At 65.0% G+C, this 22,819-nt stretch carries 24 protein-coding genes; 15 read left to right on the top strand and 9 right to left on the bottom strand.

Annotated elements, in window-relative coordinates; translation table 11 throughout:
* The first annotated feature begins 60 nt into the window (after positions 1-60).
* From ACODSZ_RS12025 to ACODSZ_RS12005, 5 genes are read left to right on the top strand one after another with little or no spacing between them, the layout of a single operon-like run.
* On the top strand, positions 61-867 hold the full coding sequence (locus ACODSZ_RS12025; protein ID WP_175342919.1) for a DUF2272 domain-containing protein: 807 nt from the start codon (positions 61-63) through the stop codon (positions 865-867).
* Between the two features lie 13 nt (positions 868-880).
* Positions 881-1,633 carry an SGNH/GDSL hydrolase family protein gene (locus tag ACODSZ_RS12020; protein ID WP_488927664.1) on the top strand — a complete coding sequence of 251 codons (753 nt, stop codon included), beginning with the start codon at positions 881-883 and terminating at the stop codon, positions 1,631-1,633.
* Positions 1,634-1,668: 35 nt separating this feature from the next.
* The gene (gene argJ, locus ACODSZ_RS12015) at positions 1,669-2,904 is read left to right on the top strand and encodes a bifunctional glutamate N-acetyltransferase/amino-acid acetyltransferase ArgJ (RefSeq protein ID WP_488927663.1); all 1,236 of its coding nucleotides are present in this window, start codon (positions 1,669-1,671) and stop codon (positions 2,902-2,904) included.
* A gap of 8 nt (positions 2,905-2,912) precedes the next feature.
* Positions 2,913-3,788: an ATP-binding protein gene (locus ACODSZ_RS12010; protein WP_008334570.1), complete on the top strand. Its 876-nt coding sequence runs from the start codon at positions 2,913-2,915 to the stop codon at positions 3,786-3,788.
* A complete protein-coding gene (locus tag ACODSZ_RS12005) occupies positions 3,788-4,204 on the top strand; it encodes an NUDIX domain-containing protein (RefSeq protein WP_175342916.1) in 417 nt (138 codons plus the stop codon). Before ACODSZ_RS12010 ends, ACODSZ_RS12005 begins: the two co-directional genes overlap by 1 nt.
* 42 nt (positions 4,205-4,246) lie before the next feature.
* Here ACODSZ_RS12005 and yacG read toward each other — a convergent pair whose 3' ends face one another.
* The 9 genes from yacG to ACODSZ_RS11960 form a co-directional block, all read right to left on the bottom strand.
* Positions 4,247-4,432, bottom strand: a complete 186-nt coding sequence (gene yacG, locus ACODSZ_RS12000) for a DNA gyrase inhibitor YacG (protein ID WP_034351612.1) — start codon at positions 4,430-4,432, stop codon at positions 4,247-4,249.
* A 36-nt stretch (positions 4,433-4,468) separates the two neighbouring features.
* Positions 4,469-5,224 (bottom strand): cell division protein ZapD, encoded by a 756-nt coding sequence (zapD, locus tag ACODSZ_RS11995; protein ID WP_008334573.1) that lies wholly within the window; start codon positions 5,222-5,224, stop codon positions 4,469-4,471.
* A gap of 216 nt (positions 5,225-5,440) precedes the next feature.
* Positions 5,441-6,061: a dephospho-CoA kinase gene (gene coaE, locus ACODSZ_RS11990; RefSeq protein WP_488927662.1), complete on the bottom strand. Its 621-nt coding sequence runs from the start codon at positions 6,059-6,061 to the stop codon at positions 5,441-5,443.
* A 4-nt stretch (positions 6,062-6,065) separates the two neighbouring features.
* Complete coding sequence (locus tag ACODSZ_RS11985; RefSeq protein ID WP_008334584.1) at positions 6,066-6,929, bottom strand: prepilin peptidase; 864 nt, start codon at positions 6,927-6,929, stop codon at positions 6,066-6,068.
* A 55-nt stretch (positions 6,930-6,984) separates the two neighbouring features.
* Entirely contained in the window at positions 6,985-8,241 is a 1,257-nt protein-coding gene (locus ACODSZ_RS11980; RefSeq protein WP_488927661.1) for a type II secretion system F family protein, read from the bottom strand.
* Positions 8,228-9,367: a GspE/PulE family protein gene (locus ACODSZ_RS11975; protein WP_488927660.1), complete on the bottom strand. Its 1,140-nt coding sequence runs from the start codon at positions 9,365-9,367 to the stop codon at positions 8,228-8,230. The genes ACODSZ_RS11980 and ACODSZ_RS11975 overlap by 14 nt, the downstream gene beginning before the upstream one ends.
* Before the next feature lie 150 nt (positions 9,368-9,517).
* Positions 9,518-10,810, bottom strand: coding sequence for an HlyC/CorC family transporter (locus ACODSZ_RS11970; RefSeq protein WP_034351614.1), 1,293 nt, complete (start codon positions 10,808-10,810; stop codon positions 9,518-9,520).
* 152 nt (positions 10,811-10,962) lie between these two features.
* Positions 10,963-11,931: a 2-hydroxyacid dehydrogenase gene (locus tag ACODSZ_RS11965; protein WP_488927659.1), complete on the bottom strand. Its 969-nt coding sequence runs from the start codon at positions 11,929-11,931 to the stop codon at positions 10,963-10,965.
* On the bottom strand, positions 11,928-12,785 hold the full coding sequence (locus tag ACODSZ_RS11960) for an IclR family transcriptional regulator (RefSeq protein WP_008334598.1): 858 nt from the start codon (positions 12,783-12,785) through the stop codon (positions 11,928-11,930). Before ACODSZ_RS11960 ends, ACODSZ_RS11965 begins: the two co-directional genes overlap by 4 nt.
* Positions 12,786-13,050: 265 nt before the next feature.
* Between ACODSZ_RS11960 and ACODSZ_RS11955 the strand changes: the two genes are divergently transcribed.
* The 10 genes from ACODSZ_RS11955 (at position 13,051) to ACODSZ_RS11910 (ending at position 22,615) form a co-directional block, all read left to right on the top strand.
* Complete coding sequence (locus ACODSZ_RS11955) at positions 13,051-14,136, top strand: ABC transporter ATP-binding protein (RefSeq protein ID WP_008334600.1); 1,086 nt, start codon at positions 13,051-13,053, stop codon at positions 14,134-14,136.
* On the top strand, positions 14,133-15,050 hold the full coding sequence (locus tag ACODSZ_RS11950; protein WP_175342909.1) for an ABC transporter permease: 918 nt from the start codon (positions 14,133-14,135) through the stop codon (positions 15,048-15,050). The genes ACODSZ_RS11955 and ACODSZ_RS11950 overlap by 4 nt, the downstream gene beginning before the upstream one ends.
* 3 nt (positions 15,051-15,053) lie before the next feature.
* On the top strand, positions 15,054-15,848 hold the full coding sequence (locus tag ACODSZ_RS11945) for an ABC transporter permease (RefSeq protein WP_008334602.1): 795 nt from the start codon (positions 15,054-15,056) through the stop codon (positions 15,846-15,848).
* The gene (locus tag ACODSZ_RS11940; RefSeq protein WP_008334604.1) at positions 15,845-16,159 is read left to right on the top strand and encodes a (2Fe-2S)-binding protein; all 315 of its coding nucleotides are present in this window, start codon (positions 15,845-15,847) and stop codon (positions 16,157-16,159) included. Before ACODSZ_RS11945 ends, ACODSZ_RS11940 begins: the two co-directional genes overlap by 4 nt.
* Positions 16,156-17,607 carry an NAD(P)/FAD-dependent oxidoreductase gene (locus ACODSZ_RS11935; protein WP_175342908.1) on the top strand — a complete coding sequence of 484 codons (1,452 nt, stop codon included), beginning with the start codon at positions 16,156-16,158 and terminating at the stop codon, positions 17,605-17,607. Before ACODSZ_RS11940 ends, ACODSZ_RS11935 begins: the two co-directional genes overlap by 4 nt.
* A complete protein-coding gene (locus ACODSZ_RS11930; protein WP_008334608.1) occupies positions 17,604-18,776 on the top strand; it encodes an NAD(P)/FAD-dependent oxidoreductase in 1,173 nt (390 codons plus the stop codon). The genes ACODSZ_RS11935 and ACODSZ_RS11930 overlap by 4 nt, the downstream gene beginning before the upstream one ends.
* Positions 18,773-19,822: an ABC transporter substrate-binding protein gene (locus ACODSZ_RS11925; protein ID WP_008334609.1), complete on the top strand. Its 1,050-nt coding sequence runs from the start codon at positions 18,773-18,775 to the stop codon at positions 19,820-19,822. The genes ACODSZ_RS11930 and ACODSZ_RS11925 overlap by 4 nt, the downstream gene beginning before the upstream one ends.
* 509 nt (positions 19,823-20,331) lie before the next feature.
* A complete protein-coding gene (infA, locus tag ACODSZ_RS11920; RefSeq protein WP_006713209.1) occupies positions 20,332-20,595 on the top strand; it encodes a translation initiation factor IF-1 in 264 nt (87 codons plus the stop codon).
* Positions 20,596-20,700: 105 nt separating this feature from the next.
* Entirely contained in the window at positions 20,701-20,961 is a 261-nt protein-coding gene (locus ACODSZ_RS11915; RefSeq protein WP_488927658.1) for a hypothetical protein, read from the top strand.
* A gap of 577 nt (positions 20,962-21,538) precedes the next feature.
* Complete coding sequence (locus ACODSZ_RS11910; RefSeq protein ID WP_175342906.1) at positions 21,539-22,615, top strand: acyltransferase family protein; 1,077 nt, start codon at positions 21,539-21,541, stop codon at positions 22,613-22,615.
* Positions 22,616-22,819 lie beyond the last annotated feature (204 nt).

Raw genomic sequence — 22,819 nt, 5'->3', positions numbered from 1 at the left:
CGGCTCCCCTTATGATGAGCGCTCCGGCAGCCAACGCCTGCCGCCCAGGAGAACAAGAAGATGTCCCTCGCCAAGATGTTTCGTGCGTCCCGTTCCGGCTTCACTGCCACCGCCATCGCCGTCTTGCTGGCCGGCTGCGCTTCCTCGCCGCTACCGCAATGGCGCGACAGCGATAACCCGGGCTATGCGCCCATCACTCCCTCCATCCCGGTGACCAACACCGGCGTGCCCGCCGTGGCCATCAGCACGGCTGCGCCCACGCGTGCGGCACTGGTGGAAGCGGCCAAGGCCGAGTGGGATTTCTTCGGCAACCAGCAGATCGACATGCGCCATGAGCCCTTCAGCGCCCCGCGCCTGGGCTTGCTGGAAGACGAGGGCGAGGCCGTGCAGCGGGTAGCCGAATACTGGCACGCGGTCGGCAAGAACCTGACCGGAGCGGACTGCCAGCAAGCCTGGTCGGCTGCCTTCATTTCCTGGCTGATGGTGAGCACCAATGTGCCGCCCCAGGATTTTGCGCCCAGCGAAACCCATTTCAATTACCTCAGTTTCCTCAAGGAGCGGCAGTCACGCCCCTCGCCGCAATTCGTCCTGCGCCCCCCCGAGAGCGAGCCGATTGCACCCGGCGACCTACTCTGCGCCCCGCGCGGCAACAACAACATCACCTCCATTGACGAGATCCGTCCCGGTCTGGCCGGCCACTGCGATATGGTGGTGGAGGTGCATGCCGATGATGGCTGGGCCGGGGTGATCGGCGGCAATGTCTTCAATTCGGTGTCCGAATCCCTGATCCCGGTGGATGAGCAGGGCCGCGCCCAGCCGATTGCGGCGCGTCCCTGGCTGGTGGTGGTCAAGAATCTGCTGCCCTGATGCGCAGGCTGTCATGCTGATACTGGCCAAGCTGCTGTTAGGTCCGCTGTTGCTGGCGCAGGCCAGACGCCTGCGCAAGACCGCGCTGCGGCTGCCGGAAGCGGCCGGTCCGCGCAGCGGCGTGGAGTTCGCCCCCCTGCGCGGGACGCTGGTGGCTGAACCTTTGCGCGTGCTGGTGGTGGGCGACTCTTCCGCAGCGGGCGTCGGCGTCGAGCATCAGGAGCAAGCCCTGGCCCAGCCGCTGGCGCGCCAGCTGGCCGAGCGCACCGGACATCCGGTGGCCTGGCAGTTGGTGGCGCAGAGCGGTGTCAATTCGCTGGAAGCGCTGGATCTGCTGGGACGCCACGAGATCGGCCCGGCCACCGTGCTGGTGGTGGCGCTGGGAGTGAACGATGTCACCTCGCAGATGAGTCCGCAGCGCTACGTGGCCAACCTGCGCCTGCTGTGCGAGCGTCTGATGGCGCAGGCCGGGGTGGAGCACATCGTCTTCTCGGGCTTGCCGCCCATGCACCTGCTGCCGGTGGCACCGCAGCCGCTGCGCTGGTATCTGGGGCGCTATGCGCGCAAGCTGGACCGGGCGCTGCGCGACTGGATCGGCGCCGACGCCGCGCTGCGCTACTGCTCGCTGCAATGGGCGCTGCCGCATGAGATGGCCATCGACCGCTTCCACCCTGGCCATGGCCAATATGCAGAATGGGCGAGGATGAGCGCCGAGATCATCGAAAGCGAGTTCCTGCGTCATCAGCCGGTGACGGAAAGTGTTTAAAATACGCGTTCCGATTTTTACGCTGAAAGCTCGCCATGGCCGTCAATTCCCCGATTCCCGTTCCTTCTGACCTGAAAGCCGTTGCCGGCATCGAACTCGGCCATGCCGAAGCGGGCGTGCGCAAGGCCAATCGCAAGGACGTGCTGGTCATGAAGCTGGCCGAGACGGCTACCGTGGCGGGCGTCTTCACCAAGAACCGTTTCTGTGCCGCCCCGGTGCAGATCTGCCAGGCCAACCTGGCGCAGCTGAGCGCCGGCAAGCCCATCCGTGCCCTGGTGATCAACACCGGTAACGCCAACGCCGGCACCGGCGAAGAAGGTCTGCAGCGCGCCAAGTCGGTCTGCGCCGCGCTGGCCCGGGAGATGGGCGTGGAGCCGCAGCAGATCCTGCCGTTCTCGACCGGCGTGATCCTGGAGCCGCTGCCGGCCGACCGCATCATCGCGGGCCTGCCGCAAGCCATCGGCAACCTCAAGGCCGACAACTGGTTCAACGCGGCCGAGTCCATCATGACCACCGACACCCAGCCCAAGGCCGCTTCGCGCACCCTGACCATCGGCGGCAAGCAAGTGGTGATGACCGGCATCAGCAAGGGGGCTGGCATGATCAAGCCCAACATGGCCACCATGCTGGGTTTCCTGGCCTTCGACGCCAAGCTGCCGCAGGCGCTGCTGAACCAGCTGGTCAAGGACGCCGCTGACCATTCCTTCAACTGCATCACCATCGATGGCGATACCTCGACCAACGATTCCTTCATCCTGATGGCCACCGGGGCCGGCGAACTGGAGATCACCAGCGCCGACAGCGAGGAATACAAGCAACTGGCCGCAGCCGTCACCGACCTGTCGCAGCATCTGGCGCACCAGATCGTGCGCGATGGCGAAGGCGCGACCAAGTTCATCGAAGTGGCCGTGGAAGACGGCAAGAGCATCGAGGAATGCCGCCAGATCGCCTATTCCATCGGCCATTCGCCGCTGGTCAAGACGGCCTTCTTCGCCTCCGACCCGAACCTGGGCCGCATCCTGGCCGCCATCGGCTATGCCGGTATCGATGACCTGGATGTGTCGAAGATCAACCTGTGGCTGGACGACGTGTGGGTCGCCAAGGATGGTGGCCGCAACCCGGATTACCGCGAAGAAGACGGCCAGCGCGTCATGAAGAAAGCCGAGATCGTGGTGCGCGTGAAGCTGGCGCGCGGCACCGCCAAGGCCTCCATCTGGACCTGCGACCTGTCGCATGACTACGTGTCGATCAACGCCGACTATCGTTCCTGAGCATCGCCATGACCCAGCTAGATCAATTCCTGCAGCGTGCCGAAGCCTTGCTGGCGCGCGTCGAAGCCATCCTGCCCAACGCCGCCGCCCGTGAACCCGACTGGAACGCCGCCGTCGCCTTCCGTTGGCGCGGCGCCACCGCGCAGCGTGCCGGTTACTTGCAGGCGGTGGGCCACATCTCCAGGATCGGCCTGTCGGACCTGCACAATATCGGTCCGCAAAAGGAACAGATTGACCAGAACACCCGCCAGTTCGTCGAAGGCCGCCCGGCCAACAACGTACTGCTGACCGGTGCGCGCGGTACCGGCAAGTCCTCGCTCATCAAGGCTTGCCTGAACCAGTACGCCGACCGTGGCCTGCGCCTGATCGAGGTGGACAAGGATGACCTGCACGACCTGCAGGACATCGTCGAGCTGGTGGCCTCGCGCCCGGAGCGCTTCATCGTCTTCTGCGACGATCTTTCCTTCGAGGAAGGCGAGGGCGGTTACAAGGCCCTGAAGGTGGCGCTGGACGGCAGCATCGCCGCACAGTCGGACAACGTGCTGATCTACGCCACCTCCAACCGTCGCCACCTGATGCCGGAGCGCCTCTCCGACAACAGCACCTATACCCACACCGAGGACGGCGACCTGCATCCCGGCGAGACGGTGGAAGAAAAGATTTCGCTCTCCGAGCGCTTTGGTCTGTGGGTGACCTTCTACCCCTTCAAGCAGGATGATTTCCTGGACATCGTGGCGCACTGGCTGCGCCACTTCGGTTGCAACGATGCCCAGATCGCCGACGCTCGCGCCGATGCCCTGCGCTGGGCCCTGCAACGCAGCTCGCGCTCGGGCCGCGTGGCCTGGCAGTTTGCGCGCGACTACGCGGGCAAGGCGCAAGGCTGATGGCGGCGACGCCATCCAGGCCCATCGACGTGGCCGTGGGCATCCTGATGCAGCCCAATGGCGACGTGCTGCTGGGCCAGCGTCCGGAAGGCAAGCCCTATGCAGGCTACTGGGAATTCCCCGGTGGCAAGGTGGAGCAGGGGGAAAGCATCTTCGCGGCCTTGCAGCGCGAGTTCAAGGAAGAACTGGGTATCGAGGTGCTCGATGGCGAACCCTGGTGCGGCGTCGAGCATGTCTATCCGCATGCCCATGTGCGTCTGCATTTCTACATCAGCCGCCAGTGGCGCGGCCAGCCGCAGAGCCTGGAAGGCCAGGCCTTTGCCTGGCAGGGCGGTGTGGACGTGGCGCCACTGCTGCCGGCCACCATCCCGCTGATCCAGTGGCTGGATCAGCTCAGGTACGGCGACAAAGGCTGAAAATAGGCGGGTTTGAGGCGATATGAAGGAAAAAGCCCGTGATCACTGCACGGGCTTGTCGCCTTCGTCTTCCAGGGGCAGGTTCACTGCGGGGATGGTGTACTTTTCTTCCGCCCAGGCACCCAGGTCGATCTGCTTGCAGCGTTCGGAACAGAAGGGGCGGTACTTGTTCTTCTCGTTCCATTCCACTTTGGTGCCACAGGTCGGGCAGTCTACGATCGTTGCCATACGTTTTACTTCACTTCATTTCATTCAGATTACAGGTCAAAAGCCGCACAGCGCCAGCTCGAAGGGCACTTCGCCATCGAAGGCACGCGGCTTTTCGTCGCCATCCTGCTGGGTGAACCGCACCCACAGCATGTATTTGTTGGCCGAGATCTCGGGAATTGCGCCGAGTTCAATGTCGAGCGACAGGCGCAGCATCTGGTAGACCTTTCCCTGCAGCATCTGCTGGTAACTGCCGCCTTCGGCGTTGATCTTGACGGCATGTCCCGATTCGCGCAGCAGCCGCATGACGATGCCGATGGCATCGAACAGCGGGATCAGCGGGGCGAACCAGTTGGAGATGTCCTGGAAACGGCGGTCGAATGGATGCTGTTGCCAGGCGTAATAGGCCGGCAGGTCGAATTCGCAGGCCCCGCCCGGGATGATGGTGCGTCCGCGGATGCTCATCAACCATTCATTGTCGCGGATGTTCTGCCCGGTCTTGCCCTGGGCGGCTGCGAGGGCGCTGCTGGCCTGGTCGACTTCGGCCAGGATGGCGCTGAGCATCTCGGGCTCGACATTGGGGTTGGACTGGTAGGCCAGCAGGATCTGCTTCTGTCGTTCCAGCTCTTGCAGCAGGTCGGACTTGAGGTCGGCGCGTCCGGCGACCTCCAGCATTTCGAAAATGGTGGCAAGGGCGATGTGATGCTGATGCGGGCTTTCCTGGTGCAGGAAGAAGACGAATTTCTCGTAGAGGTCTTCCAGTCGCAACAGCGTGCGAATACGCTCGTTGAAAGGGTATTCGTAGACGATCAAAGCATGATCCCTTTATTGGTTGAACCGGACTTGTTAGGCCGCTGACAGGCCGCGTGGGTGCAATAACCTCGTCAACATGTGCAATGTCTGTGATTCTGACCCATGCAGAAGAAAATTACAAATGCAGTCGGCATCAAATGAAGCTGCTTTGCCGGTTCGCCTTTGCCCGGCTGCCCGTGTGCATTGTCGCCTCATCAGGGGATGCCTGCCCGTGCTTCAGGACGCCCCCGCCAGCGCCAGGTAACGCGCATGCAGCGCACGGACCTGGTCCGGCAGCGCGGCATTGCTGCCACCGTTGTCGATGACATCCTGCGCCACGGCCAGGCGGGCCTGGCGGCTGGCCTGGGCGGCCATGATGGCTTCCACTTCTTCACGCTGCAGGCCATTGCGCTGCATGACGCGCTCGATCTGGACCTCTTCCGGGCAATCCACCACCAGGATACGGCTGGCGCGACCGACCCAGGTGCCGGACTCCACCAGCAGCGGCACCACGAAGATGACGTAGGGGCCGGTGGCGAGCTTGGCCTCGCGCATGGTCTCGCTGCGGATCAGCGGATGCAGGATGGCTTCCAGCGCATGACGCGCGCTCGGATTGCCGAACACGTGCTGGCGCATGCGGGTGCGGTCCATGGCGCCGTGGGCATCGATGAACTGGTCGCCGAAATGCGCGCGAATGGGCGCAATGGCCAGGCCCTGCGGTGCGGTCAGGGCATGGGCGATGGCATCGGTATCCACCAGCGCAGCGCCCAGCGCGCCGAACAGATTGGCCACCGTGGTCTTGCCGCTGCCGATGCCGCCGGTCAGGCCGATGGTGAAGCGTTCAGTCAGTGAGGTCATGGGGTCAGAAATCGTAGAGAAGCCGGGTGAGCCAGCCATGGCCCATCAGCAAGGTCAGCATGCCGGCGAGGGCCAGGCAGGGGCCGAAGGGAATCGCCTGGCCGCGCTGGTGGCGGCCCAGGCCCATCAGGAGCAGGCCCAGCAGCGCACCCAGCGCCGAGGCCAGCAGCAGGACCAGCGGCAGGGCTTGCCAGCCCAGCCAGGCGCCCAGCGCCGCCATCAGCTTGAAGTCGCCATAGCCCAGGCCCTCCTTGCCGGTGGCCAGCTTGAAGATCCAGAAGATCAGCCACAGCAGGACATAGCCGGCCATTGCGCCCAGCACCGCATCCTGCAACGGCACCAGGGGATGTACCAGATTGACCAGCAGCCCCAGCCACATCAGTGGCAGGGTGAGGTCGTCGGGCAGCAGCATGGTGTGCGCATCGATGACGGCCAGCGCAATGAGGAAGGCGGCGCATACCATCAGCGCCACCCCGTGCAGGCCCAGGCCGAAGCGCCAGCCCAGCAGGGCGAACAGCAGCGCGCTCAGCAGTTCCACCAGGGGATAGGCCGCGCCGATGGGGGCCGCGCAGAAGCCGCAGCGTCCGCGCAGCAGCAGCCAGCTCAGGAGCGGAATCTTGTGATGCAGCGCCAGCGGTCTGGTGCAATGGGGACAGGCGGAGGCGGGCAGCCAGAGGTTGTAGCGATCGGTATGCGGCATGGTCTCGCCACGTTCCTGGGCGACGAAGTTGGCAGTCTCGCGCAGCATCATGCGCGGCAGGCGATGGATCACCACGTTCAGGAAACTGCCCACCAGCAGGCCCAGCAGCGCCGCCACGGCCGCTGTGGCCGCATGGCCGGGGAGGGCGAGGGCATCGGGGAAAAACATCGTCGCGTTCAAGTCCGTGTCGATCGAGAAGGAAGCGGGAAGGCGGCCTGTCGTTTCATACCACCGCACCCATGCGGAACACCGGCAGGTACATCGCCACCACCAGGCCGCCGATGACCACGCCCAGCACCGCCATGATAACGGGTTCCATCAGGCTGGTGAGGGCCGTGACGGCATCGTCGACCTCGCGTTCGTTGAGCTCGGCGATCTTCGCCAGCATGGCATCGAGTGCACCGGCCTCTTCGCCCACGGCCGTCATCTGCACCGCCAGGTCCGGGAAGACGCCCGTGACCTGCATGGCCTCATGCAGCGAGGCGCCGTTGCGCACGGCATCGCGCACGGCCAGCGAGGCCTCGGCATAGACCACGTTGCCGGCGGCTCCGGCCACCGTCTCCAGCGCCTCCACCAGGGCGATGCCGGCCCCGAAGAGGGTGCCGAAGGTGCGGCTCCAGCGCGCCAGGGCGGCCTGTCGCAGCAGTTTTCCGAACAGCGGCAGCGACAGGCTCAGGCGTTGCGCGGCCCGTCGCAGCGCGGGATAACGTCGCCACGCCAGCGTTGCCGTTACGCCCGAGATCAGCAAGCCCAGCAGCAACAGGGGGCCATGGCGACCCAGCAGATGCGCCATGCCCATCACGATGCGCGTGGGCAGTGGCAGTTCGGCACCGAACTGCTGGAACATCTGCTCGAAGGCCGGTACGACCCACAGCATGATGACCACCGTCACCACGACCGCGACCAGCACCACCGCGCAGGGATAGGCCAGTGCCGCGCGCACCTTGCCGCGCAAGGCCAGCGATTTCTCACGATAGAGGGCGATGCGCTCCAGCATGCTATCCAGCATCCCGGCTTCCTCGGCGGCGCGCACCAGGTTGCAGAAGAGCGCATCGAACTGGCCTGGATGGCGCGCCAGTGCGGCATGCAGGCTGTCGCCGCGCGCCACGGCTTGCCGCACGTCGGCCAGCAGCGCGGCCAGCGCAGTCCTGGTCGCGCCCCGGATGGCGATGTCCAGCGATTGCAGCAGCGGCAGTCCGGCTTGCAGCATGGTGGCGAGCTGGCGTGTGAAGAGGGCGATCTGTTTGGCGGTGATGCGTCCGCGCATGATCGGGGTGCTACTGCCGTCCTGCGTGAGGTCGGCGGTGCGCGCGCCGTCATCGCGCCGCAGCCGTGCCACGCGCAGGCCCTGTTGACGCAGCCGGGCGCGTGCCTGGGCTTCATCGGCGGCGGTAAGGACGCCGCGCTGCGGGCGGCCGTGGCGGTCCAGTCCTTCCCAGCGGAAGGGGAGGCCGGAAGGCAGGCGATCAGGTGCAGGCAAGGATTTCTCCCATGCTGGTTTCGCCCCGCAAGACCTTCAGCAGCCCGGCCCGGCGCAGGTCGATGACGCCTTCGGCCTGCGCCTGCCGTCCCAGGTCCAGCGTGCCGGCCTGGGCCAGGATCAGCGACTGCATGGCCGCGCTGACCGGCATGACCTGGTAGATCCCGGTGCGTCCGCGAAACCCGGTCTGATTGCAGGCCGGGCAGCCCTGCGGCAGGAAGGTGGCGGGCGTGCCGCCGGCCGGACGGCGGCAGCGGCACAGCTTGCGCACCAGCCGCTGGGCCACGATCAGGCTGACGGAAGCCGCGATGTTGTAGGCCGGCACCCCCATGTTGAGCAGGCGCGTGAGCGTGGCGGGAGCGTCGTTGGTGTGCAGGGTGGAGAGCACCAGATGCCCGGTCTGCGACGCCTTGACCGCGATGTCGGCGGTCTCCAGATCGCGTATCTCGCCGACCATCAGTACATCCGGGTCCTGGCGCAGGAAGGCGCGCAACGCCAGGGCGAAGTCCAGACCGGCCCGCTCGTTGATGCTGACCTGGTTGATGCCGGGCAGGTTGATCTCCACCGGGTCCTCGGCGGTGGCGATGTTGATGCCCGGCTGGTTCAGCCGTTGCAGGCAGGCGTATAGCGAGACGGTCTTGCCCGAGCCGGTCGGACCGGTCATCAGCACCAGGCCGTGCGGCTTGGCGATGGCCTGCAGCAGGGCTTCCTGCTGGGCCGGTTCATAGCCGAGCTGGGCAATGGACAGGGTGGCCTGGGTGGTATCGAGGATGCGCAGCACGATCTTCTCGCCGAACTGCGTGGGCAGCGTCGAGACGCGGAAGTCCACCGTGCGCTGGTCCAGCGCCAGGCGCATCTTGCCATCCTGGGGCAGGCGCTTTTCGGCGATATCCAGCCGCGCCAGGATCTTGAGCCGGGTGGCCAGCTTGTCGCGCAGCGTCAGCGGCGGCTGCGCCAGTTCGTGCAGTACGCCGTCCAGGCGCAGGCGTACGCGGAAGAGATGTTCGAAGGGTTCGAAATGCAGGTCGGAGGCGCCCATGCCGACCGCATCGGCCAGCAGCTTGTGCAGCAGGCGCACCACGGGGACATCGTCGTCGGCCACGGCCGTGTCGGGAGCGGATTGCATGGGAGACCTCGCGCGCAGGGGCGCTGCCGCAGGGCAACGCACAGGGAGGGGAAGTCTCCCACGCGTTGCCGCTGCCCGGAAAGCGGAGCGGCGATTTGCGTGGGACAAATTCGGAGGACTTCGATACGGTCCGGCCCGGCGAGGGGCGAATCAGTCCGGTGTCTTCCCGTCAGCCGGCATGGCAATGAGCTTGACCATGCGGATGGCCTGGTTCTGTACCTGCACGATCTCGATCACGCAGCCATCGATCTTGACGGCCACGCTGGCTTCGGGGATGTCCTGCAGGGTTTCCAGCAGCAGGCCGTTGATGGTCTTGGGGCCATCCAGCGGCAGTTGCAGGCCCAGGCGCTTGTTGATGTCGCGCAGGGTGGTACTACCTTCGAGCAGGCAACTGCCGTCCTTGTCCCAGCCAAAGCCTTCCCCCGAGGAACCGGGCGAGGAGGTGGTGAATTCGCCGATCATTTCCTCGATGATGTCTTCCAGCGTCACCAGCCCCTGCACTTCGCCGTATTCATCGACCACGATGCCCAGGCGCTCGTGGTTTTCCTGGAAATATTGCAGCTGGGTGAAGACATCGGTCTCCACCGGCACGTAGTAGGGGGTCGAGAGCAGGGCGCGGATGTCGTCGTGGGTGATGTCGTCTTCCTGGCGGAACAGCGCGACCGTCTTGCGCACATGCAGGATGCCGGCGATATGGTTGATCTCGCCCTCGAACACCGGCAACTTGTTGTGATAGCAGGTGGCCAGCTGGTGCAGGATGTCTTCCACCGGCGCGGCCAGGTTCAGGGCCTCGACCTGGGCGCGCGGGGTCATGACGTCTTCCACCGAGATTTTTTCCAGGTCGAACAGGTTCAGCAGGATGCTCTTGTGTTTCTGCGGAATGAAGCTGCCGCCCTCCAGCACGATGGAGCGCAGCTCTTCCGGCGAGATGCGCTGCTCCGCCGCGCGGGAACCGGTCTTGATGCGCAGCACCTTGAGGATGGCCGATACGAAGATGTTGACGAACCACACCAGCGGCTTGGCCACCCGCATCAGCGGCTTGAGCACGAAGCTGGTAAACAGCGCAATGCGTTCCGGATGGGTGGCGCCGATCACCTTGGGTACGATCTCGGCGAAGACGATCAAGAGCGCCGCCACGAAGGCGGTGGCCGCCGTGATGACGCGCTGGTGGTTGCCGAAGGCAGCAATGGCCAGCGCCGTCACCAGGGCCGTGGCCAGTGCATTGATGACGGTATTGGCGATGAGGATCAGCGAGAGCAGCCGTTCAGTGCGGTCCAGCAGCCACAGGATGGTGATGGCGGCACGGTTGCCTTGTTTGGCCAGGTGCCGCAGGCGATGGCGATTGGCGGCCATCAGCGCCGTCTCGGTCATGGAAAAGAAGGCCGAGAGCAGGATCAGGAGCAGGAGTGCAAGAGCTTGCACCCATATGGGTACGGTATCCAAACGTTGCCGTCAGTGGGTTGCCCTCACGCATGGGAGGGAGTCGGCGGGCCTGTTCACCTGTCATCACGACAGGCAAGCCAGGGCGGCCAGCAAGCGCCAAAGTCTAGACGATGGGGGCGTATCCCGCAAGCCGTGCGGTCCCGACTTGCTTCTCAGTAACCCCGTGCGCGATCGTAGAGATGCGGTGGCGGCAGGCCGTTGAGCACGGCCGCCATCGCCACCGCCGCCTGTCGTGCGCGCTCGCGCCGCGAGGGGGTGGCCGCTGCATGGGGTGTGACCAGTACGCGCGGATGCCGCCACACGGCGGCCCCGGCGGGCAGCGGTTCTTCCTCGAATACGTCCAGCACCGCAGCCGACAAGTGAGCGCTGTCGAGCGCGGCCAGCAGGTCGGGCAGGCAGACGTGGCTGCCGCGTCCGACGTTGATGAGCGCCGCCCCCTTGGGTAACTGGCTTAGCAGTCCGGCATCGATGATGTGGCGGGTGTCGGCGGTCTCGGGCAGCAGGCAGATCAGGAGGTCGGTTCGGGCCAGGAAGGCCGGCAGCGCCTCGGCGCCGGCAAAGCAGGCCAGACCCTCTTCGCTGCGCGGCGAGCGCGCCCAGCCGGCCGTGTCGAAACCGACCGCCGCATGTATGCGTGCCGCCGACAGGCCCAGCGCACCCAGACCCAGTACGCCCACCCGGGTTTCGCGCGCGGTGCGCGGGGTGGAGAATTCGCGCCACTCGGCGCGCGCCTGCTGGGCGATGATGCGTGGCATGTCCTTCAACAGCATCAGGCTGCTCATGAGCGTGAATTCGGCCATGCGCTGCTGGGTTTCGGGGGTGACCATGCGCACGATGGGCAGCTCCGGCAGGTGCGGGTCGGCGAGGATGTGATCCACGCCGGCTGCCGCACTGAGGATGGCCTTCAGGTTGGGAAACTGCGCCAGTCTTCCCGCTTCGGGCTGCCACACCAGCACGAACTGCACACGCGCCGGATCGACTTCCGGATCGTCCCAGGCGCGCACTTCGAGGCCCAGCCCGGGCGCGAATTCATCAAAGCTGGCGCGCCACTCGGCCAGCGCGGCAGCACCGCCTGACTTGATCAGCAGCACGGGGGCAAGGGCAGAGGCGGGCGAGGTCATGCTTGCGGCTCCCCCGGATTGGCCTGGTGCATGGGCCGGCGCAAGGCAGGATCGAAGGGATTGATCCGGCGCGACAGGGCTGCCGCTTCCCGCTGCAGCATCTGCACCACGGTGGGTAGCCGTTCCTCGGTCAGACGCGAGGTCAGCGTGCCCACGCTCAAGGCGCCGACGATGCCGCCGGCGGCATCGAACAGCGGCACGCCCAGGCCCGCCATGCCATCGAGCAAACCGGCCTGGCGTGCCGCGTAGCCGGTTTCCCGCACCCGTTCGATCTCGGTACGCAGGTAGACCTCGTCATAGACACCGAACTCGCGCAGGCGCGGCACGTTGTAGCGGATCACTTCCTCGCGTTCTTCTTCCGGCAGGAAGGCGAGGATGGCCAGTGCTCCCTGTCCCACACCCAGCGCCACGCGTCCGCCGATGTCGCCGGTGAAGGCGCGGATCGGGAAAGGGCCATCGACGCGGTCCACGCACACCGCATCGAAGCGCGAGCGCAGCAGCAGGAAGACCGTATCGCCCAGGCTGCCGCACAGCCGCAGCAGGGCCGGACGGCACAGGCTGCGCACATCCGAGGCATTGCCGGCGCGCGCGGCCAGGGCGAACAGGTCCATGCCCAGGCGGTACAGCTTGCTGCGCTCATCCTGCTCCACCACGCCTTCGACGGCCAGCGATTGCAGCAGCCGGTGCGTGGTGCCCTGGGTCAGACCGATGGCCTTGGCCACCTGGGTCACGCGCATGCCTTGTGGTGGTGCATCGGCCAAGGCACGCAACACCGCGAAGGTGCGCTGGATGCCGTTGACCGGCAGGGAGGCTGGGGCGCTGGCCGCCGCAGCCTGGTCGTTGTGCTCGCTCATGAGGGGACTTTGTCTGCTGGGTGGAATCGGGGGTGGTCGGTCCGCCGATGTATTTCGTTGAACGGAATAAATATAAAAAATTTCCTGACAGTCGAAATACGATAGCAGAATTGGCACCGAAATTGCATCAATAACGAAACAGGAGACGCGCCACCCACCTCGCGCAGCGCCGCGGTGGCGTACTTGAAAGAATGCATCGGAGCGCCCGCCGGCCGACAAGCCCGCCAGCCGTGCAGCGCCCGAACCTTGCGACAGGGAGCTTGCAATGTCATTTCTTACGCTGACCAATGTCAGTAAGTTCTATGGTGATACCCAGGCGGTATCGGGTTTCAACCTCACGGTGGAAAAGGGCGAGTTCATCTCCCTGCTGGGGCCCTCGGGCTGCGGCAAGACCACCACCCTGCAGATGATTGCCGGTTTCGAAGCCGTCAGCGGCGGCCGCATCGAACTGGACGGACGCGACATCACGCACGCCAGGCCCAACAGCCGTGGCCTGGGTATCGTGTTCCAGACCTATGCGCTGTTCCCGCACATGACGGTGGAGCAGAACGTGGCCTTTGGCCTGGAGATGCGCAAGTGCGGCCGGGCGGAAAAACGTGACCGCGTAGCGCAGGCCCTGGCCCTGGTGCATCTCGAAAAACATGGCGCCCGCTATCCGCGCGAACTGTCCGGCGGCCAGCGCCAGCGGGTGGCCCTGGCGCGTGCGCTGGTGATCGCACCGCCCGTGCTGCTGCTGGACGAGCCCTTGTCCAATCTCGACGCCAAGCTGCGTGAGGAAATGCAGTTCGAGCTGCGCGACATCCAGCGCAAGGTCGGCACCACCACCATCATGGTCACGCACGACCAGAGCGAAGCCATGTCCATCAGTGATCGCGTGGTGGTGATGGAGGCCGGTCACATCACCCAGGTCGGGCGTCCTCTGAACGTGTATGAGCATCCGGCCAATCGCTTCATTTCCACCTTCGTGGGCAAGGCCAATCTGCTCGAGGGTCAGGTGGTCGGTGCGGCCGGCGAGCGCGCCGATATCGCCGTGGGTGGCATGATGCTGTCCCTGGAGAGTAGCGATACCGGCCTGCGCGGCGGTGGCCGCGTGGTGCTCGGCCTGCGTCCGGAAAAGATCCGCTGTACCGCGCCCGGCCAGGGCCGCTGCAATGGCGACGTGGTGCGCCGTTTCTTCCTCGGCAGCCAGTGGATGTATGAAGTGCAGACGCCGCTGGGTCTGCTGTCGGTGCTGTCGGCCAACGATGGCGCCGAGGCGCTGGAGCAGGGCGCTGCCGTCGGCCTGGCGTGGAGCGACTACAGTCTGCGCCTGGTCTCCACCGCCCGCAGCGATGAACAGGTGACGGCATGAGCGCGGCCGGCACGACTTCCGTAGCGCCACCCGCAGTGGCCCCCGGCGACAGCAGCAAGGTCCCCGGCCAGCGCAGCCTGCCCTGGCTGATGTCGGCCCCGGCCATCCTGCTGTGCACGGTGATGCTGCTGGTGCCGCTGGTGCTGACCCTGGTGCTGTCCTTCAACGCCTATGATGCCGAGACCGGCCCCAAGGCCGGCACCTTCACGCTGGAGCACTACTATGCGGTGCTGACCGATCCGTACTACTACGGCATCTTCTGGCGCACGCTGTGGATCTCGGGCCTGGTCACGCTGATCTGCATCGTGGTGGGCGCGCCCGAAGCCTACATCCTCAACCGCATGCGCAAGCCATGGCGCTCCGTCATGCTGTTGGTGGTGCTGGCCCCGCTGATGATCTCGGTGGTGGTGCGCGCCTTCGGCTGGAGCATGCTGCTCGGTCCCGAAGGACTCATCAACGGCACGCTGGCCGCACTGGGCTTTGCCCGGGTCAGGCTGCTCTACACCGAAACGGCCATTGTCATTGCGCTGGTGCATGTGATGTTGCCCTTCATGGTGATCCCGGTGTGGACCTCGCTGCAGAAGCTCGACGGTGGCGTGGCCAATGCTGCGCTTTCGCTGGGGGCCACGCCTGCCACCGTACTGCGCCGTATCGTGCTGCCGCAGATCATGCCCGGCATCTTATCGGGCAGCCTGATCGTCTTTGGCCTCTCGGCCAGTTCCTTTGCCATTCCGGGCCTCCTGGGCGGACGGCGTCTAAAGATGATGGCCACCATCATCTACGACGAATACCTGCACGAACTGAACTGGCCACTGGGCGCAGCCATCGCGCTGCTGCTGCTGGTGGCCAACCTGGTCATCATGCTGGGCTGGAACCGCATGATCGAACGCCGCTACAAGAAAGCGCTGGGCTGAACCATGAACAAGAACGGACCGATTGCATTGTGCTTCAATGCGCTGGTGATCCTCTTCACGCTGGCGCCGATCCTGGTGGTGTGCGTGATCGCCTTCACCCCCGAAAACACCCTGACCATGAACGGACCGGAATTCTCGCTGCGCTGGTTCAAGGCAGTGTTTGAATTCCCCGATTTCGTGACTTCCTTCTGGAACAGCCTGTGGCTGGCCCTGGCCGCCGCCACCATTTCCACCGGGCTGGCCATACCGGCGGCCATGGCGCTGGTGCGCTATCCGCATCGCTGGTCGGGCATGTTGCAGGGCCTGTTCCTGTCACCGCTCATCATTCCGCACCTGGTGCTGGGGGTGGCGCTGCTGCAGCTGTTCTCGGTGGTGGGCGGCGCCGGCAACTTCGGCTGGCTGGTGCTGGCGCACTCGCTGGTGGTGACGCCCTATACCATGCGCCTCATCATGGCCGCCCTGATCGGTTTTGATCGCAGTGCCGAGCAGGCGGCGCTGTCGCTGGGCGCTTCGCGCACGAAGGTATTGTTGCGCATCACGCTGCCGATGATCCTGCCCGGCATCACCGGTGGCTGGCTGCTGGCCTTCATCAACAGCTTCGATGAAGTCACCATGTCCATCTTCGTGACGGCGCCCTCGACGGTGACGCTGCCGGTGCGCATGTACATGTATGCCACCGAATCGATTGATCCGATGATGGCGGCGGTGTCGGCGCTGATGGTGGGCATCACGGCGGTGGCAATGATCATCCTGGACCGGGTCTATGGCCTGGACCGCGTGCTGGTGGGACGTTCATGACACCGACCTCCTCCCCGTCACAGGCCCAGCTGGTGCGGCTGGCCGAGCGTGATCGCGCCACGGTCAGCTTCACCCTGGACGGCCGTCCGGCCACCGCGCTCGAAGGCGACACCGTGCTGACCGCCGTGCTGACCAACGCGGGCAGCCTGCGTCGCAATGAATTCAGCGGCCAGCCGCGGGCCGGATTCTGCATGATGGGCGCTTGCCAGGATTGCTGGATCGCCACCGATAACGGTGAGCGCTTGCGTGCCTGTTCCACCTTCATCCGCGCCGGCATGCAGTTGCTGAGCGGGCAGGGGGAGACCGCATGAGGCGCCGTGCTCCCGTCATCGTCGGTGCCGGTCCGGCCGGTGTGCGCGCGGCCCAGACGCTGTTGGCACACGGCCTGCGTCCGGTCGTCATCGATGAAGCCGCGCGCGCGGGCGGCCAGATCTATCGCCAGCCACCGCGCGGATTCCTGCGCAGCCGCAAGACGCTGTATGGCTTCGAGGCCAGCCGCGCGCAATCGGTCCACGATACCTTCGACACCTTGCGCGAGGCCGTCGATTACCGGCCCGACACCCTGGTCTGGAATGCCCAGCCGGGTTTGCTGGATCTGATGGATGGCGGCGCACAATCGGCCTCCACCCTGGTCTGGGAAGACATCATCGTGGCCACCGGGGCCACTGATCGCGTGCTGCCATTCCCTGGCTGGACCACGCCGGGCGTCTACACGCTGGGTGGTGCGCAGGTCGCGTTGAAGTTCCAGGGATGTGCCATCGGCCGCTCGGTGGTACTGGCCGGCAATGGCCCGCTGCTCTATCTGGTGGCCTATCAATATGCCAAGGCCGGCGCGCATGTGGCGGCGGTACTCGACAGCAGCAGCCTGACCGACCGCATCGCCGCACTGCCGGCCATGCTGGGACAGCCCGCGTTGCTGGCCAAGGGCATCTACTACCTTGCCTGGCTCCGCCTGCATGGGGTGCCGGTGCATTCGCACGCGCGAGTGTTGCGCGTGGAAGGCGATACACGTGTGCAGGCACTGGCCTGGCGTCGCGAGCATCTGGCAGGCGCGGGCGGCAAGCCCGGCCCCGAGCAGCGCATCGCGTGCGATGCCGTGGGCTTCGGCTATGCACTGCGGTCGGAAACGCAACTGGCCGACCTGCTGGGTTGCCGCTTCCAGTTCGATGCCCTGCAGCGCGCGCATCTGCCGGTGCGCGACGCTAGCACCCGCAGCAGCGTGCCCGGCGTCTACCTGGCCGGTGACGGTGCCGGCATCATGGGCGCGGATGCAGCTGAACTGGCCGGCGAACGTGCCGCGCTCGCGCTGTTGCAGGATCGTGGCATCGCAGTCGATGCAGCACGGGTAGCGCAGATCGAGGCGGAGCTGGCGCGTATCGGTGCGTTCCGTCTCGGGCTGGAACGCGCATTTCCCTTCCCCGAACGTTGGGCGGCCACTGCACCGGATGATCTGGTGGTGTGCCGGTGCGAGAACATCCGGGCCGGTGAATTGCGCGCCGCCGTGCGCCAGCAGGGGGCCACGGAAATGAACCGGCTCAAGGCGCTCACGCGGGTGGGGATGGGCCGTTGCCAGGGCCGCATGTGCGGCGCGGCCGCGACCGAAATCCTGGCTCACGCGGCCGGCCTGCCGGTGTCGCAAGTGGGACGCCTGCGCGGGCAGGCGCCGATCAAGCCGATTCCCCTGGGCATGCACGTGCCCGCTCCCGAGCCTGTTCCGGCGCGGGTGATCGCGCTGCCTGTCCAGGAAGATGCCTCATGAAAACTCTTGCCACCGAAGTCCTCATCATCGGCGGCGGCATCGTCGGCGCCTCCGCTGCGCTGGTGCTGGCCAAGGCCGGACGTCGCGTGACCGTGCTGGAGCGCGACCTGTGTGGTGCACGCTCCAGCGGTATCAACTATGGCGGCGTACGGCGCCAGGGGCGGCCCGAAGTGCAACTGCCGTTGTCGCAGCGGGCGCATGAGATCTGGGGCCAGCTCCAGGACCTGATCGGCACCACCGGCGAATACGAACGCAGCGGTCACTTCAAGCTGGCCCGCAGCGAGGCCGACATGCAGTCACTGGCGCGCTATGCCGAACTGAGCCGTCCTTATGGCCTGGGCATCGAACTCATCAGCGGTGAGCGCCTGCGCCAACAATGTCCCTGGCTGGGCGGCGCGGCAGTCGGTGGCTCGTTGTGTCCGGAAGATGGCCAGGCCAATCCGCGCCTGATCTCACCGGCCTTCGCACGCGCTGCCGAGGCAGCCGGTGCGACCATCGTCGAGCGCTGCGAAGTGCTGCAGGTCGGCCATGATGGCCGCGACTTCGTGGCCGAAGCGCGACATGGGGAAAGTACCCTGCAGGTCCGCGCGGAAGTCCTCATCAACTGTGCCGGGGCCTGGGCCAACCGCGTGGCGCAAGCCTTTGGCGAAACCGTGCCGCTGACCAGCGGCCACCCCAGCATGGTGGTCACCGAACCGATTGCGCACTTCCTGCCCTGGAGCCTGGGTGTGGAGGGAGGCTCCATCTATTGCCGCCAGGTGGCGCGCGGCAACGTGGTGCTGGGCGGCGGACGTGGCTATGTGCTCGATGAGCAGCGCGCCCGCGCCTCGCATGATTCCATCCTCGGTCTGCTGCCGCAGGCGGCGGCCCTGCTGCCGGCACTGCGCCATGTACACATCATCCGGACCTGGAGCGGTGTGGAAGGCTACCTGCCGGACCAGCATCCGGTGATCGGCCCCAGCACTACGCAGCTGGGCCTGCTGCATGGCTTCGGCTTCTGCGGTGCCGGTTTCCAGATCGGTCCGGCAGCCGGCGAAGCGCTGGCAGAACTGGTGCTGCACGGTCGCAGCACCATTGCGCTGGATGCCTTCTCGATCGGCCGCTTCCTCCCGGCGCGTGCCGCTGTCGTCGACCTGTTGTCCTCCCACCCTGAAAGGAAGATCTCATGATGTCGCTCTCCCGCACCGCTGCCCTCGGACTCCTGCTGGCCACCGCCAGCGCCGGATCACAGGTGCAGGCACAGACCCGTACGCTGTATGTCGGCATGAATGGCGGCAACATGGAGAAGACCTTTACGCAGGCGGTGTTCGGTCCCTTCGAGCAGAAATACAACGTCAAGATCGCCGTGGTGCCGGGCGGTTCGGCCGACATACTGGCCAAGGCCCAGGCCGCCAGGGACAAGCCGCAGATGCACCTGATGTTTCTGGACGATGGCGTGATGGCCCGCGCCGTCGGCATGGGGCTGTGCGAGAAGCAGAAGCCCAATCCCAACCTGGCCGACCTGCTGCCGGTGGCGCACATCAAGGATGACATGGCCACCGGTGTGACCATCAGCGTCACCGGCCTGGCCTACAACACCAAGGTCTATGCCGAGAAGGGCTGGGCGCCGCCGACCTCTTGGCTGGATCTGGCCGATCCCAAGTTGAAGGGGCGCGTGGTGTTCCAGTCGCTGCCCTCGTCCACCTTCGGGCTGCATGCCTTCCTCGCCTTCAACCAGATCAAGGGCGGCACCGATGCCAATGTCGATCCGGGCTTCAAGGCCTGGCCCAAGACCATCGGTCCCAATGTGCTGGAGTACATCGCCAATTCGGCCAAGATTTCCGAGATGGCACAGACCGGCGAAGCCGCGCTGTTCCCCTATACGCCCACACTCTCCACGCTCCTCAAGAGCAAGGGTGTGCCCGTGGAATACGTGCAGCCCAAGGAAGGTGCCATCGTGCTGATGGTGGCGCAGTGCGTGATCGCCAACAACAGCGAGCCGCAACTGTCACAGGAGTTGGCGGCCTATCTGCTCTCGCCGCAGGCTCAGGCGCTGGCGCTGGAAAATGGCAACTACAACCCGACCAATACCAAGGTCCAGGTCAGTGGCGCGGCAGCCGCCGAGCAGACCCGCATGAACGCTTTCGTCAAGGCGGCCCGGGCGGTGGATTGGGATGAAATCAACAAGAATCGCGCGGTGTGGAATACCCGCTGGAGCCGCACCATCGAACGCTGATGACTGCCGCTCCACGGCGTGAAATGCGGAAATGATCTAAATGATTTATCTGGTTTTGCAGAATCTCTGGCAGTTTTTTGCGCCACCTTTGCGGTGGCGCTTTTTTCGATGAAGGCGTGCGGCGCAGTTTTTGTTTATCTGCGGCATCGATGAATCGATATCGATTGTGCAATGGCGTAGATAAGCCGCAGCAGGGCGGGCAGTGAGGCGCATTGGCGAGAGGGGCAAAAATCGCGTATAATGCCTGGATCGCTCAAGAACCGAGCGGAAATCCTGATCCCCACGCGCCTTGTCGTACCAGCACCCTGCAATCCGCGTGATTCGCATCTTCATCCGCTTCCCCGAGTAAAGCACCAGCGCTGCCGGCTTCGCCGCGTGCGCGGTCAACTGTCCTCCGACCTTAACGCTCCCGGCCTCCACTTGGCGTGGCCAGTCGTCAAAGCCAGAGAATGCAAATCCCCGAGCCCTTCCTCGCTGGAGGTCGCGCGCTCACGCACAAGAAAGAGAAAATGGCAAAAGAAGAACTGATCGAAATGCAAGGACAAGTCTCCGAAGTCCTCCCTGACTCCCGTTTCCGCGTGGCGCTGGACAACGGCCACTCGCTGATCGCCTACACGGCTGGTCGCATGAAGAAGAATTTCATCAAGATCCTGGCGGGCGACAAGGTTACGCTGGAACTGTCCCCCTATGACCTGAACAAGGGGCGCATCATCTTCCGTCACCTGGAACAGCGCGGCCCCAGCGGCCCGCGTCCGGGCTTCCGCCGTCGCTGAGCTTGGAGCGGCGTGATGCTGTGGCGTCGCGTCGCCTGATGCCCTGCGGCACGCCCAAGGCGCTGGCCTGCGCTCACATGATCGGTTTTGCGAAAGAAAAAAAATATGCAAGCTCCGGTCCACCATCAGGAGCAGTACAAGGGCTTCCACATTTCGCTGCGCTGTAGCGGCGCACAAGGTCTGTGGGGGGTGAGTGACGTGCACATTGCCCACGGCAGTGCAATGGCGCCGGCCCTCTTTCCGCGCCGCCAGTTGCCGGGTCGTTTCGAGAGCGCCGGACTGGCCATCGAGCGCGGCATGGGCTGGGCCAGGGCGGTGATCGACAATCTTGACCCGGCGCTCGATGGAGAGCGGACGGCCAGCTGAGCTGGCTGCTGCTCTTTCATCCAGCGCATCTCTGGCCGGATCGGCCATCTTCATCTACGCACCGCATTGATGTTCGACGTGGACATCTTCCTGGGCTTGTTCCCCTCTCCGGCCAGCCTGCTGGCGCTTCGCTCCTGCATTTTCTGCGGAACTAGTTGCCGCGCCGACTTTCAGTGGATTATCGCAACAGGCGCTGTCGACGGGATTGCGAGGCTATCGCCTCGACCCTGTCAGCGTCGCTTGTGGTCGGCGTGCTTCGCAACATAGAATAGCGCCGCGACTCATTCATTTTTGTTAAGTATTCGGGTGCCGGCTGAAGGCCATGCGGCAATGTTTTTCTGTGGCAATGCGTCGTCGAGATATCGGTCCCTATCCCGAATTTCCTTCCACCTGTGTCAGATCGGCAGATCTGCTCAAGAGCGCGGACGAATTGCGCCATAAACGCCATGCACATTCATTTCAGCCCATGCGCACATGATGCGTCCGGTAGCGCAGGCCACCCCGTGGTCGCGCAGTCTTGCGCATCGACGGGCTTGCAGCGCCGTGCTGCGACCCTGGTCAACCATGGAGGTGTGGCATGAGTATCCCGGTCATGTCGGAGAGTGGGGCAGGCGCCGCGCGTTTCACCGGCTATCGGCCGTGGCTCGATGGTGTCAGGGCGGTGGCCATCTTGCTGGTGCTGCTGGAACATACCAATCTGTTCAAGCAATTCAATCTGGGCGGTGTTGGCGTTGGCATCTTCTTTGCGCTGTCGGGTTATCTGATTACCGGTTTGTTATGGGATGAGTTTGCCCGGGAAGGGCGACTGGCGCTGGTGCCGTTCTACCTGCGGCGCTTCGCGCGCCTGGCACCGGCGCTGGTGATCGTGGTGGTGGTCGCGGGCGTGGCGTTTCTGGCGGAGGGGCAGCGGCGCGCTGCTTTCAATGGCTTGTTTGCCGTGACTTATACGGCCAATTACGCCGCCATCTTCAGTGGCCACCATCTGGCCGGATTCGGACATACCTGGTCGCTGGCGGTGGAGGAGCATTTCTATCTGGTCTGGCCACCGCTGATGCTGCTGTTGCTCCGACGCCTGCAGGCGCCCGGCTTCATCAAGGCGGTGCTGGCACTCTGCGTGGCGGTGCTGTGCTGGCGCGCCTTGCTGTTCGTGTTCTTCGGCGAGCAGGTCAGGCTCATGCTCTATGCGGGCAGCCTGGAGCGACTCGATTCCCTGCTCTATGGATGTGCCGCGGCGGTTGCCGTGCGTCGCGGCTGGCGTCCGGGCATCGGTGCGGTGCTGGCTGGGGTGGTCGCGGTTGCTGCCAGCATCGTGTGGCTGGCGCCCTTGAGCAGCGTATTCGGTCCTACCCTGATCGGTGCGGGTGGCGCCTTGCTGATTGCGGCGCTCGACTGCGAGCGCAGGGCCGTGATGCAGCAACTGCTGTCGGCAAAGCTGATGGTGCGCACCGGCATCCTCTCCTATGGCATCTACCTGTGGCATATCCCTTTGCTGCAACTAGTCACCAGGAACGGCGAGGGACCATTGCTCCATATTCTGGCGGCGATGGGGCTGGCAGTGATCCTGGCGTATGTGTCCTATCGGTATTGCGAAGTGCCGATCCGCGACAGTGTGCGGCGCCGGCTGGCGGGCAAGCCTGGTCCTGCGCCGATATGAAGGAAAGGGCCGTGTTCCGGGCGCTCAGGCTGGTACCTCGGGCGGGGCAGGAAATTGTCGGTGGTGGATGTGAAAAAACAGGCAGAAATCGGTCTGGCCCCTGATGGGGCTGGACACAGAAGATGCAGGCGGGACGCACAAAGAAAAACAGCGAGTTCAATAACTCGCTGTTTTTGCTTGGGTAATTCTGGTCGGGGTGAGAGG

The sequence above is a fragment of the Herbaspirillum sp. FG34 genome, assembly GCF_057809315.1.
Note: the sequence above shows the minus strand (reverse complement) of the source record. Positions and strands in the feature narration are given on the sequence as shown.

Excerpts from the sequence above, each read along its gene's own strand:
- infA (WP_006713209.1), top strand. The coding sequence starts at position 20,332 with ATGGCAAAAGAAGAACTGATCGAAATGCAAGGACAAGTCTCCGAAGTC.
- ACODSZ_RS11965 (WP_488927659.1), bottom strand. The coding sequence starts at position 11,931 with ATGACCTCGCCCGCCTCTGCCCTTGCCCCCGTGCTGCTGATCAAGTCA.
- ACODSZ_RS11955 (WP_008334600.1), top strand. The coding sequence starts at position 13,051 with ATGTCATTTCTTACGCTGACCAATGTCAGTAAGTTCTATGGTGATACC.
- argJ (WP_488927663.1), top strand. The coding sequence starts at position 1,669 with ATGGCCGTCAATTCCCCGATTCCCGTTCCTTCTGACCTGAAAGCCGTT.
- ACODSZ_RS11930 (WP_008334608.1), top strand. The coding sequence starts at position 17,604 with ATGAAAACTCTTGCCACCGAAGTCCTCATCATCGGCGGCGGCATCGTC.
- ACODSZ_RS11910 (WP_175342906.1), top strand. The coding sequence starts at position 21,539 with ATGAGTATCCCGGTCATGTCGGAGAGTGGGGCAGGCGCCGCGCGTTTC.
- ACODSZ_RS11940 (WP_008334604.1), top strand. The coding sequence starts at position 15,845 with ATGACACCGACCTCCTCCCCGTCACAGGCCCAGCTGGTGCGGCTGGCC.
- yacG (WP_034351612.1), bottom strand. The coding sequence starts at position 4,432 with ATGGCAACGATCGTAGACTGCCCGACCTGTGGCACCAAAGTGGAATGG.
- coaE (WP_488927662.1), bottom strand. The coding sequence starts at position 6,061 with ATGACCTCACTGACTGAACGCTTCACCATCGGCCTGACCGGCGGCATC.
- ACODSZ_RS11915 (WP_488927658.1), top strand. The coding sequence starts at position 20,701 with ATGCAAGCTCCGGTCCACCATCAGGAGCAGTACAAGGGCTTCCACATT.
- ACODSZ_RS11950 (WP_175342909.1), top strand. The coding sequence starts at position 14,133 with ATGAGCGCGGCCGGCACGACTTCCGTAGCGCCACCCGCAGTGGCCCCC.
- ACODSZ_RS12010 (WP_008334570.1), top strand. The coding sequence starts at position 2,913 with ATGACCCAGCTAGATCAATTCCTGCAGCGTGCCGAAGCCTTGCTGGCG.
- ACODSZ_RS12025 (WP_175342919.1), top strand. The coding sequence starts at position 61 with ATGTCCCTCGCCAAGATGTTTCGTGCGTCCCGTTCCGGCTTCACTGCC.
- ACODSZ_RS11935 (WP_175342908.1), top strand. The coding sequence starts at position 16,156 with ATGAGGCGCCGTGCTCCCGTCATCGTCGGTGCCGGTCCGGCCGGTGTG.
- ACODSZ_RS11975 (WP_488927660.1), bottom strand. The coding sequence starts at position 9,367 with ATGCAATCCGCTCCCGACACGGCCGTGGCCGACGACGATGTCCCCGTG.
- ACODSZ_RS11925 (WP_008334609.1), top strand. The coding sequence starts at position 18,773 with ATGATGTCGCTCTCCCGCACCGCTGCCCTCGGACTCCTGCTGGCCACC.
- ACODSZ_RS12020 (WP_488927664.1), top strand. The coding sequence starts at position 881 with ATGCTGATACTGGCCAAGCTGCTGTTAGGTCCGCTGTTGCTGGCGCAG.
- ACODSZ_RS11985 (WP_008334584.1), bottom strand. The coding sequence starts at position 6,929 with ATGTTTTTCCCCGATGCCCTCGCCCTCCCCGGCCATGCGGCCACAGCG.
- ACODSZ_RS11945 (WP_008334602.1), top strand. The coding sequence starts at position 15,054 with ATGAACAAGAACGGACCGATTGCATTGTGCTTCAATGCGCTGGTGATC.
- ACODSZ_RS12005 (WP_175342916.1), top strand. The coding sequence starts at position 3,788 with ATGGCGGCGACGCCATCCAGGCCCATCGACGTGGCCGTGGGCATCCTG.
- ACODSZ_RS11960 (WP_008334598.1), bottom strand. The coding sequence starts at position 12,785 with ATGAGCGAGCACAACGACCAGGCTGCGGCGGCCAGCGCCCCAGCCTCC.